Source organism: Marinomonas sp. SBI8L (assembly GCF_001624705.1).
Lineage (GTDB): Bacteria > Pseudomonadota > Gammaproteobacteria > Pseudomonadales > Marinomonadaceae > Marinomonas.
Map to the genome: position 1 here is coordinate 437,031 of NZ_JSEO01000004.1, position 7,449 is coordinate 444,479.

The 7,449-nt window shown below is 40.0% G+C and carries 9 protein-coding genes; 8 read left to right on the plus strand and 1 reads right to left on the minus strand.

Going from position 1 to position 7,449, the window contains the following annotated elements; genetic code table 11:
• Positions 1–13: 13 nt before the first annotated feature.
• Positions 14–358, minus strand: a complete 345-nt coding sequence (gene clpS, locus OA91_RS08310) for an ATP-dependent Clp protease adapter ClpS (RefSeq protein ID WP_197477773.1) — start codon at positions 356–358, stop codon at positions 14–16.
• Positions 359–657: 299 nt separating this feature from the next.
• On the opposite strand from clpS, the gene OA91_RS08315 reads away from it, so the two are divergent.
• The 8 genes from OA91_RS08315 (at position 658) to OA91_RS08345 (ending at position 7,239) form a co-directional block, all read left to right on the plus strand.
• Positions 658–933, plus strand: coding sequence for a cold shock domain-containing protein (locus tag OA91_RS08315; RefSeq protein ID WP_063337559.1), 276 nt, complete (start codon positions 658–660; stop codon positions 931–933).
• Between the two features lie 92 nt (positions 934–1,025).
• Positions 1,026–1,754 (plus strand): pseudouridine synthase, encoded by a 729-nt coding sequence (locus OA91_RS24020; RefSeq protein WP_082827830.1) that lies wholly within the window; start codon positions 1,026–1,028, stop codon positions 1,752–1,754.
• Positions 1,696–2,076, plus strand: a complete 381-nt coding sequence (locus tag OA91_RS08320; protein WP_231870341.1) for an NUDIX domain-containing protein — start codon at positions 1,696–1,698, stop codon at positions 2,074–2,076. Before OA91_RS24020 ends, OA91_RS08320 begins: the two co-directional genes overlap by 59 nt.
• Positions 2,077–2,133: 57 nt before the next feature.
• Positions 2,134–3,279: a tRNA 2-thiouridine(34) synthase MnmA gene (gene mnmA / locus OA91_RS08325; RefSeq protein WP_269447903.1), complete on the plus strand. Its 1,146-nt coding sequence runs from the start codon at positions 2,134–2,136 to the stop codon at positions 3,277–3,279.
• Between the two features lie 12 nt (positions 3,280–3,291).
• A complete protein-coding gene (gene hflD, locus OA91_RS08330) occupies positions 3,292–3,921 on the plus strand; it encodes a high frequency lysogenization protein HflD (protein ID WP_063337560.1) in 630 nt (209 codons plus the stop codon).
• Positions 3,922–4,146: 225 nt separating this feature from the next.
• On the plus strand, positions 4,147–5,520 hold the full coding sequence (gene purB, locus OA91_RS08335; protein ID WP_063337561.1) for an adenylosuccinate lyase: 1,374 nt from the start codon (positions 4,147–4,149) through the stop codon (positions 5,518–5,520).
• Between the two features lie 102 nt (positions 5,521–5,622).
• On the plus strand, positions 5,623–6,813 hold the full coding sequence (locus tag OA91_RS08340; RefSeq protein WP_063337562.1) for a cupin domain-containing protein: 1,191 nt from the start codon (positions 5,623–5,625) through the stop codon (positions 6,811–6,813).
• Positions 6,814–6,822: 9 nt separating this feature from the next.
• Positions 6,823–7,239, plus strand: coding sequence for a GNAT family N-acetyltransferase (locus OA91_RS08345; protein ID WP_046019231.1), 417 nt, complete (start codon positions 6,823–6,825; stop codon positions 7,237–7,239).
• Positions 7,240–7,449: the final 210 nt, after the last annotated feature.

The following is a 7,449-nucleotide window of genomic DNA, read 5'->3' on the forward strand; positions in this document are numbered from 1 at the left end:
CCTCTCTTATAAATCAGTCGACTTTTTGCAAATCGCACATCAAGGGGTGTTCATTTTGTTCTACAAACTGCTGAACCATTGCGACTTTTGTTTCTGCAATATCAAACGGGTATACCCCACATACACCCTTACCTTTATTGTGAACTTCTAGCATTATTTTTTGCGCTTTCTCACCATCCATATAGAAGAACTTTTGCAACACAAATATCACAAAGTCCATTGGTGTAAAGTCATCATTAAATAACACCACTTGGTACATTGAAGGTGGTTTTAACTCAGTCTCCTCAGGAGCAAGTACAACACCTATATCTCCTTGCTCGTTATCTAAGGTTAGTCGAATTTGTTGATTTAGATTCATCCCGGGTCTCTGAATTACAAAAATTAAAATTTATCGGCTAGTTATTTATATGGAGACATCTTTGAAACAAACAAGTTCTCCTGCGATAAAACAAAAGATTGGCATTAATTTTACAAAGCCTATATCTACTTCTACGCTTTTCTTTGAGCAATGTCATGCATTGAAAGCAGTTTTTTGAAACTAAGAAACACTAAACAATTTTAAAGAAAAGAAATACTCAGCAAACCGGATAACCAAAAACAATTAGTTACATTATTTTTGAATGAGACACTGTCATAATTTTTCTAACGGAGTGAAATATGTATCAGGGAAGAGTAAAGTGGTTCAATAATGCTAAAGGGTATGGTTTTATTGTGTCAGACAGCTTTGATGAAGACCTATTTACCCATTATTCATCCATCATGATTGATGGATACAAAACGCTGAAAGCAGGGCAAGCCGTTACATTTGAAACATCACCAGGCAAACAAGGAATGCACGCAGTAGACATAACCCCAATCACAGATGATCAAACTGATTTAAACCACATACAGGTGAACGGAGAAACACATACTGAACTCACAGCCAGCGCTTAAATCACATATAAATTCACTAGCCTTACCTTATGCAAATCAATTTTGACTCAAAACTCTCGATAGCATAAGGTGGGCTTTTTATACTGAAAGTCATGCCTTCTATAATTATTTTTAATAAACCATTTCAGGTTTTAAGCCAATTTACCTCAGATGAAGACAAAGCCACTCTTGCTCAATTTATAAATAAAGCAAATTTCTATCCCGCAGGCCGTCTAGATTATGACTCTGAAGGTTTACTACTTCTTACTGATGAAGGTGCACTACAGCATCTTATTGCTTCACCTAAGCATAAAATGCCAAAAACATACCTTGTTCAGGTAGAAGGTGAAATAACTGACGAAGCCTTACAAAAATTAGCCAAAGGTATTGAGCTTAAAGATGGTTTAACAAAACCAGCAAAAGCAAAGCGAGCAGCGTCATTTGAAGGCTGGCCCAGAGTTCCCCCCATTAGAGAAAGACAAAATATTCCAACTAGTTGGGTCGAACTTACTATTACCGAAGGTAAAAACCGCCAAGTTAGACGTATGACTGCGGCGGTTGGTTTTCCAACATTACGCCTTATTCGCACACAAATTGGCCCTTACTCAATTGATGGCTTGAATTCAGGACAATGGCAAGAAAAGCCAATCGACGAAAAACTAACCTTGGAGTTAAAACAATTTGAAGATAGCAGAGCCAAGCACAAACAGAGAAAGCCTTCCCAGGCTCACCGTCGCAGCAGTCATTCCTCAAATAGAAGCGAATCAAACTATAAAGTTTCTCATGGTCAAAGAAAGCAAGCAGGAAAAACTCGTTCTAAACCAACCAGCGGGACACGTTGAAAATAGCGAAAGTCTTAGCCAGGCAATTGAAAGAGAAGTACTAGAAGAAACAGGTTGGAAAGTTTCAACTCAAGCTCTACTTGGCTTTTATAGCTTTACACCTGAAAAGAATCAGGAGACTTATCATAGGGCCTGCTTTATTTGTACACCAATTGCAAAAGTAAGCGACAAAATAGATAAAGATATCAGTGAAGCGATCTGGTTAAATAAGGAAGAAATCTTGAACCATAAGCTTCGCAGCCCTCTTGTAAAAAAGTGCCTTGAAGATTATTTAGCAGGCACTATATACCCTTTATCTCTCATCTGCGATAAGCATCTATAATCGTAATGAGTTACAATATTGCCACTTTAATTCAACCCAATGAGCATACACAGTTAAATGATGAATAGCACAACACCTTCCACTACTGAAAACCTAGCTACCCCAAACGAAAACACCAAAGTCATTGTTGGTATGTCTGGTGGTGTTGACTCATCTGTATCCGCGCTACTTTTGATTCAGCAAGGTTATCAGGTAGAAGGCTTATTCATGAAAAACTGGGACGAAGACGATGGTACAGAATACTGCACTGCAAAAGACGACCTTGCCGATGCCCAAAGTGTTTGTGACAAACTTGGCATCAAATTGCATACAGCCAATTTCGCCGCAGAATACTGGGACAATGTGTTTGAGCACTTCCTAGAAGAATATAAAGCCGGTAGAACACCAAACCCAGATATACTCTGCAATAAAGAAATTAAGTTTAAAGCCTTTTTAGAATATGCCAACGCTTTAGGTGCTGACTATATAGCAACTGGCCACTATGTCAGACGAACTCACGATGATAACCAAGCTAAGCTATTAAAAGGTCTTGATAACAACAAAGATCAAAGCTACTTCCTTTATGCTGTTGGCAAAGATGAAATTGCAAAGAGTTTGTTCCCTGTTGGTGAATTAGAAAAACCTGAAGTTCGTCGTTTGGCACAAGAACACGACCTTATTACCCATAACAAAAAAGACAGTACTGGTATTTGTTTTATCGGTGAACGTCGTTTTAAAGACTTCTTAGAGCAGTATTTACCAGCACAACCTGGCGATATAAAAACCCTAGAAGGCGATACCATAGGTCGTCATTCTGGCCTTATGTACCACACCATAGGCCAGCGCCAAGGGCTGGGTATTGGTGGTTTAGCCAACTACTCAGACGAGCCTTGGTATGTGGTTGAAAAAGACCTAAAGAACAACGTGTTATTGGTAACACAAAGTAGTGACGACAAGCCTCTATATAAAACCCATTTGAATGCTAGCAATATGGATTGGGTGGCAAGAAAAGCGCCTGAGTTGCCATTAACTTGCAAAGCGAAGTGTCGTTACCGTCAAGCAGATCAAGATTGCACCATTTCGGCAAACTCAGACGGTTCGATTGAAGTGAGTTTTGTTGAAGCGCAAAGAGCGATTACACCGGGCCAATCAGTTGTATTTTATCTTGACGAAGAATGTCTTGGTGGCGGCATTATCAATCGCGCATTTAATAAGAATAACTAGGTTAAATAAAGAATGAGCACACAAGTAAACGATCAAGCAATTGCATTAAGCGCTTTATTTCAAGCTGCAGAACTCGTCTCACAATTAGCTAGAAACGGTACAGCACCTGAAGGTTCTTTACGCCCGTTATTAGATAGTTTATTAAAAATAAACGTAACTAGCACAGATGAAATCTATGGTGGTAATTGGCAACTATTTGATAATTTACAACTTGGTAATGAGATTTGCCAAAAAACCATAGGCAAAGACAAGACCAGTGTTAACCCTGACACCATTCGTTATGCGTTAAGTATTTTACACTTAGAGTCTAAACTTGCTAAACAACCAGACATGCTATCAGCTTTAGGTCAAAGAATTAGCCAACTAGAGCGTCAAAAAGAACATTACGAGGATATGATACATCCTAATATGCTCGCTGCTATTTCTGGTATTTATCAGGATAATTTGAGCAAACTAAATTTTCGCATCCAAGTACACGGCGACAGTCGCTACTTGCAACAAAGTTTGGTTTCAGACCAAGTTAGAGCAAGCCTATTGGCAGGCGTTAGAGCAGCTATGCTATGGCGTCAATTAGGTGGTCGCCGCTGGCACCTTATTTTTAAACGTAAACCTATTTTAGCGGCTTTAAACAACTTTAAATAAGCTTTAATTCCATCAAAAGAACTGCTACAAAAGAAGCGTTTTCCATGAGACTGAAAACCTAATTTCAGTCTCATCTCACATCTTAAAAAATAACCAAAATCTCACCAAAAAAACTAAGTATCTGACCATATTAAAAAGGCCAGCGATAGCATACTTCTAGGCTTTTCCCTATAATAGCCCTTCCCTGAAAACCACTCAGTAATCCACGGTCGAGGCGTTATTTCAATGCAATTAACTAGCTTAAATGCTATTTCCCCAATAGATGGTCGTTATGGTTCAAAAACTCGTTCACTAGGTCGCTCTGTTAGTGAATACGGTTTATTAAGAATGCGTGTTCTAGTAGAGGTAAGATGGTTACAAGCCCTTGCTGCTCACGAACAAATTCAAGAAGTACCAGCACTTAGCCAAGAAGCAACTAACTTCTTAGATCAACTTGCAGAAAACTTCAGCGAAGCAGATGCTCAAGCGATTAAAGACATTGAAAGAACAACTAACCACGACGTGAAAGCGGTTGAGTATTTCATCAAAGATAAGATGAAAGCATTGACTGAACTAGACAATGTGTCTGAGTTCGTACATTTCGCCTGTACATCTGAGGATATCAACAACCTATCTCATGCCCTAATGCTACGCGAAGCATTGGAAGATGTGATTAAGCCAGAGCTAACCAATGTGATCGAAGCGATTCAAGGCCTTGCTCTTGAACATGCTGAACAACCTATGCTTTCTCGTACACATGGTCAAACAGCATCACCATCAACCATGGGTAAGGAAATGGCTAACGTAGCAGCACGCTTGTCTCGTCAGTTCAAACAAATTCAAGCCGTTGAGTTTTTAGGCAAAATTAACGGTGCTGTTGGTAACTACAACGCCCACCTTTCAGCGTACCCAAATATAGATTGGCAAGCACATGCTGAGAAATTTGTAACTTCTCTGGGCCTTAGCTGGAACCCTTACACAACACAAATCGAACCACATGATTACATTGCTGAGCTTTACGATGCGATCAGTCGTTTCAATACAATCCTTTTGGACTTCGACCGTGATGTTTGGGCTTATATCTCTATGGGCTTCTTCAAGCAAAAAACCATAGCGGGTGAAATTGGCTCTTCTACCATGCCTCATAAAGTTAACCCAATCGACTTCGAGAACTCAGAAGGTAACTTAGGTATCGCTAATGCGATTATGGGGCATTTAAGCGCTAAACTCCCAGTTTCTCGCTGGCAGCGTGACCTTACTGACTCAACAGTGCTTCGTAACCTAGGTGTTGGTTTAGCCCACAGCTTGATTGCTTACCAAGCAAGCTTAAAAGGTATTAGCAAACTAGAAATCAACAAAGAACGTCTAGAGCAAGACCTAGATGCAGCATGGGAAGTATTGGCTGAGCCGATTCAAACTGTAATGCGTCGTTACGGTATTGAGTCTCCATACGAGAAGCTAAAAGAGCTAACTCGTGGCCGTGCTATCGATCAAGCGACCATCGAAGCATTTGTTGATACATTAGAAATGCCAGAAGATGCTAAGACAGAGTTGAAAAAACTAACTCCTGCAACTTATATTGGTAATGCGGCAGAGCAAGCTAAAGCAATAAAAAATTAATTATTAAGGTTAACTCCTTATATAATTAACACTTTGAAAAGCCGAGTAAGAGATTTACTCGGCTTTTTCTCATTCATAACCTTAGCGAAATAACATATTTTTATGACAACACTTGATACTCCCCTTTCCATTCTTGGTGGTATGAGCGCGAATACTTTTTTACGCGATTATTGGCAAAAGAAACCGCTTCTTATTCGAGCTGGTTTAACTGATTTTGAACCACCACTTGAGGCCGATGAACTTGCAGGCATGGCAATGGAAAGTGAGGTTGAATCTCGTATTGTTATTGAACAAGGCAAAACACCTTGGCAGACAATAAAAGGCCCCTTTACTGAGGAGACTTTTGCACAGTTACCAGAACAAGAATGGACTTTACTTATTCAAGCCGTTGACCACTGGGTACCTGAGGTTCAAGAGCTTAAAGAGCGCTTTCGCTTTCTACCTAGTTGGCGCTTAGATGACGTTATGGTGAGCTATGCAACCAAAGGCGGCGGCGTTGGCCCTCACTATGATCAATACGATGTTTTTCTTGTTCAAGTCAGTGGTAAAAGGCGCTGGCAAGTTCTCGCTCCTGATGCTTATCAGGATCAAGCTATTGAAGATATAGATCTACATATCTTATCTGATTTCAAAGCAAACTCAGAACAAGACTGGGAACTTGAAGCCGGTGACATTCTCTATCTACCACCAAACTTTGCTCATAATGGGCGTGCTCTCGATGATGACTGCATGACCTACTCAATTGGCTTTAGAGCACCAAGCATGCAAGAGGTACTGACAGGTATTAGAGATCAAATTTGTGAAGTAGATAATGAGAAACACAGATTTAGCTCACCATCGGATCATGAAGAGCCTCATCATGCAGAGATACATCATTCTGACATTAGCTATTTACAACAAGAGCTAAAAGCCATGATTGATCAACCTGAGATGCTTGCTGACTGGCTAGGAACTTACATGAGTGAGGTAAAGTATCCTGAGTTTCATGGAGACCTTAATCAAGAAGACACTCAAGCAAGCCTTGAAGACGCACTTAAAGGTGTCCCTTTCTTTAGACCAGGTGATGCGCGTATTTGTTATCATGCAGCGCCAGATAGCGCACTTATTCAACTTTATTGTAATGGTGCAAAAATCGAGATAGACCAAGCACTTGAGCCACTTATTCATGCTATATGTGATCAAGTAGAATTTGATTTCAGTCCCCTTGAAACAGACAAACACAAAGATATATTACCTATGTTAAGCTTCTTAATAAGTAAACAAGGTGTGGTTCATCTGCCAGCAGAAGAATAGGGATTAGACATGAAAGTACTCACCACAGATTGGGAAAGCAGCAAGGCTCAACTTAGCTTTGTCAGAAAACAAGTATTCATCATAGAGCAAGGTATTGATGAAAGAGATGAGTGGGACAACCTAGACGAAGATGCGGTACATTTCGTTTCTTTTGGCACAACAGCAGTGCCAACGGGGGTTTGTCGACTAACGCCAGAAGGGCAAATTGGACGCCTTAGTGTACTTCCAGCTTATCGTAGCCAAGGTTATGCAACCATGCTATTACGCAAAGCGATTCAAGTTGCTAGAGAAATGGATTTAAAACGTATCTTTCTCCATGCTCAAACTGAGTCTCAAGTGTTTTATGAACGCCATGGTTTTAGTACGGATGGGAAAATTTTTCTAGAGTCAGGCATCCTACACGTACTGATGGAAAGAGAGATTTAGGTTAACGACCTTTAAAAACGTATTTCTAGAGCAGTACCTAAAAGCAATAAAACACATAAAAAAAGCGAGCCTAAGTGAACTGCCCCCCAATAGTTGGACAAACTAATTACTGGGGGTCTTTTATGTCCAAATATAGTCGTGAGTTAAAACTTCTCGTTGCCAAGGCGTGTTTAGATAGCACATCTTCTTGCCAACTTGAAAAACAATATT